The sequence below is a fragment of the Paenibacillus sp. FSL K6-2393 genome (genome assembly GCF_038002545.1).
Classification (GTDB): Bacteria; Bacillota; Bacilli; order Paenibacillales; family Paenibacillaceae; genus Paenibacillus.
Window position 1 is genome coordinate 1,985,223 of the sequence record NZ_JBBOCU010000001.1, and the last position, 3,105, is coordinate 1,988,327.

The following is a 3,105-nucleotide window of genomic DNA, read 5'->3' on the forward strand; positions in this document are numbered from 1 at the left end:
TTTTATTAGATGTGGGAGATGATTGCATTGGATCTGATGAAATTAAGCAAAGAACTCTCATACGCTCTGCGACATGCACCGTGGGAGTATGAGTTGGAACTGGATGAAGAGGGTTGGGTGGAAATCTCGCAATTGCTGGTGGCTTTACATGAAAGTCCGCAGTGGAAGGAAGTCACGCAAGCCGATCTGGAGCAGATGATTCAAGCCTCGGAGAAAAAGAGACATGAAATCCATTCTGGCCGCATCCGGGCATTGTATGGACATTCGACGCCACATAAGATATCCAAGATAGCTGCTGAGCCACCGGAAACCCTTTACCATGGTACACCGGCACGCGCCGTGAATTCTATTATGGAACATGGCTTACAGCCGCGGCAAAGGCAATATGTACATCTGTCCGCAGATATTGATACGGCCAATCAGGTGGGGCGAAGACGTGATGATCAGCCTGTCATTTTGAAAATCAATGCTGCTCAAGCGGCCATAGATGGAATCCTCTTTTACCATGGAAACGAAAATATCTGGCTGGCCGATCACATTCCCGCACGTTATATTCTTGAGCAGTGACCAATGAGTGATGAACTGTTGTGGAAAGCATAAATACCTATCTCGAATTACAGCAGTCGCAATCAACGGGTGAGTGTACGGTCATTCGTACAACGGGAATATCATTGTATTGATCTTTAGCTACACAAAAAAGGGACACATCCAACATTTGTTGGTGTGTCCCTTTCTCATATCCAAAACTTACTTGCCTACAATTGCTTTAATACCTTCGCTAAGTGGCTGAGCCGGACGGCCAAGCAATTTCTCTAAAGTATCACTCTCTACAGCCAATGCGCCTTCAAGGATGGCACTTTGCATATCAACGAGCATCGAAACGACAAAATCCGGTAGACCTGCACCTTTCATGATGTCAGCGTAAGCGGCATCGTCCACGTTTTGCACGTTGATGTCCTGTCCAAGCACTTCACCAACAATGGCAGCCAGTTCAGCTTGCGTGCGTAGTTTGCCGGACAGTTCATATACGGTATTCTCGTGTCCTTCGCTTGCGAGTACAGCTGCTGCAGCATGGGCGTAGTCACTGCGGGTAGCCCAGCCTACTTGGCTGTCATTGGTGGCATGAACCCAAGGTGCACCTTGCGTAGCTGCTTGTACACTGCCTGCTTCATTTTCCAGGTACCAGTTGTTGCGCAGGAAAGAATACGGAATGCCGGATTCACGAATAGCTTTTTCTGTAGCGCGGTGGACTTCCGCCAGGGAAAGGGTATTTTTCTCTGCATTCACAACGCTTGTATAAGCGATGAAACCCACGCCTGCTTTCTTGGCAGCGTCAATGGCAGCCTGATGTTGGCGAATACGCGTTTCATTGTCACCATCAGTCGAGATGAGCAACAGACGGTCTACACCGGCAAAAGCTTTCTCCAACGTCTCCGGTTGATCGAAATCACCGTGACGCACGTCAACGCCTTGAGTGCGGAGTGCTTCAGCTTTTTCCGGATTACGTACACTTACTGCCACATCTTTGGCAGAATCCGTTTTTAACAATGCCTCTACAACCAGTGAACCCAAATGACCTGTTGCGCCAGTAACCAAAATTTTCATTTTCTTTTCCTCCTAGGATATGTGTTGTTGGTTGCATATGGATGTAATCAAAAATGTTATAACAGGTGTGATTACAACGAAAGGGTTAAAAAAAGCTCATAATGAGCTTTTTTATTCAGAGACATGAATCTGATCCATCATCTGCTGTATGGTTACACGATTCAAGCGCTGTTCCATGGCTGTCTGAGCCTCAATGAGTTCGGCACGCAAGGTGTGTTCAATCATGTTGCCGACCGGACATTTCGGATTCGGATGTTTGTGAAAGTTAAACAATTCCCCATCCTCCACGACCTCAAGCGCTCGATATACATCAAGAAGGGTAATGTCGGCTGGATCTTTCAACAAGGAAGCACCGCCCACACCGGGTCTGACGTCAATCAGACCCGCCTGTTTCAGCTTGGACATAATCCGCCGAATAATCACGGGATTTGTATTCACACTCTGCGCGATAACATCTCCGGTGCATTCATTGGGCATAACAGCGATCAGGGACAGGGTATGAACCGCAATGGAAAAGCGACTGCTGATTTGTCTCATGGGATAATCACCACCGTTGTAACTATAATAGTTACAAAGTGATTGGTTGTCAATTCTTTTATATCATATGTGAATTGATAGTTGCTGTTATCCTGTAATCGTAGATGATCAAACAAATGATAATTGAACTATCACCTATGTCAAATAAATGAGTTGTGGTTCTTTTGAAGCGTTAAAAAAGAAGTAGGTTTCAAACCTTTTAATGTAATAATAGGGCTTGATTCCTATTATTTTCAAGTTAAATGGAACTATATGGTTTTCTTGTTTGCGTACAGAAGAATAAAAATGACAAAAGCTTCGACAAAATAGAAAATTATGTATGAATTGACAAATGTAAAAGCGATTATATAATGTGTGTATCTACAAGATTGTACATTTAGTTACAAATGATTCCAAATATCAAACGGCGGGAGTGGGACAGGCATGTGGTTTTTGGTTCTATGGTTGTTAGGTCTAATTTCAGGGGGAGTACACCTATATGTGTTAGGTTTTCCCGGAGAAATGAGCGAGATTAGCAGAGTATTGCTGCTTCATCAGTTTGTGGTTACGTTTGGATTGGTTGGAGTGATTGGTTATGTTGTCAACATTGCCAGAGCGGATCAGACAGCCAAAATGTTAGGATGGCCTGGTGGACCATTTCAGGTTAAATACGGTTTTTCCCAGGTAGGGCTTGGAGTTATGGGGATTATGGCCATCTGGTTCCAGGGGAACTTTTGGGTTGGTGTATTGGTAACGATGTACATATACGGATTAAGTGGTCTTTGGTCACATACTTATGTCATGATTAAAAATCGCAAGGCAGATGGAGACAGTATCGGGAATCTCATTATGGATGTGGTGTATCAAACGTTTATCACGGTTCTCTCCGTATTGGCTGGTGGAATCTGGGTAATGCACTAAGCTGTAATTGATTTTTTGCCTTACACAGCTTGAATCTCAATTAAACGATGAGGTGTGGTCGTG

At 44.4% G+C, this 3,105-nt stretch carries 4 protein-coding genes; 2 read left to right on the top strand and 2 right to left on the bottom strand.

The window, feature by feature from the left end; genetic code table 11:
* Window positions 1–27 precede the first annotated feature (27 nt).
* Window positions 28–567 (top strand): RNA 2'-phosphotransferase, encoded by a 540-nt coding sequence (locus MHI14_RS08745; RefSeq protein ID WP_133386019.1) that lies wholly within the window; start codon window positions 28–30, stop codon window positions 565–567.
* A gap of 180 nt (window positions 568–747) precedes the next feature.
* On the opposite strand, the gene MHI14_RS08750 is transcribed toward MHI14_RS08745, so the two are convergent.
* Window positions 748–1,605, bottom strand: a complete 858-nt coding sequence (locus MHI14_RS08750; protein WP_133385591.1) for an SDR family oxidoreductase — start codon at window positions 1,603–1,605, stop codon at window positions 748–750.
* A 111-nt stretch (window positions 1,606–1,716) separates the two neighbouring features.
* Entirely contained in the window at window positions 1,717–2,142 is a 426-nt protein-coding gene (locus tag MHI14_RS08755; protein WP_036668516.1) for an Rrf2 family transcriptional regulator, read from the bottom strand.
* A gap of 423 nt (window positions 2,143–2,565) precedes the next feature.
* Between MHI14_RS08755 and MHI14_RS08760 the strand changes: the two genes are divergently transcribed.
* Entirely contained in the window at window positions 2,566–3,042 is a 477-nt protein-coding gene (locus MHI14_RS08760; RefSeq protein WP_026080959.1) for a DUF6790 family protein, read from the top strand.
* Window positions 3,043–3,105: the final 63 nt, after the last annotated feature.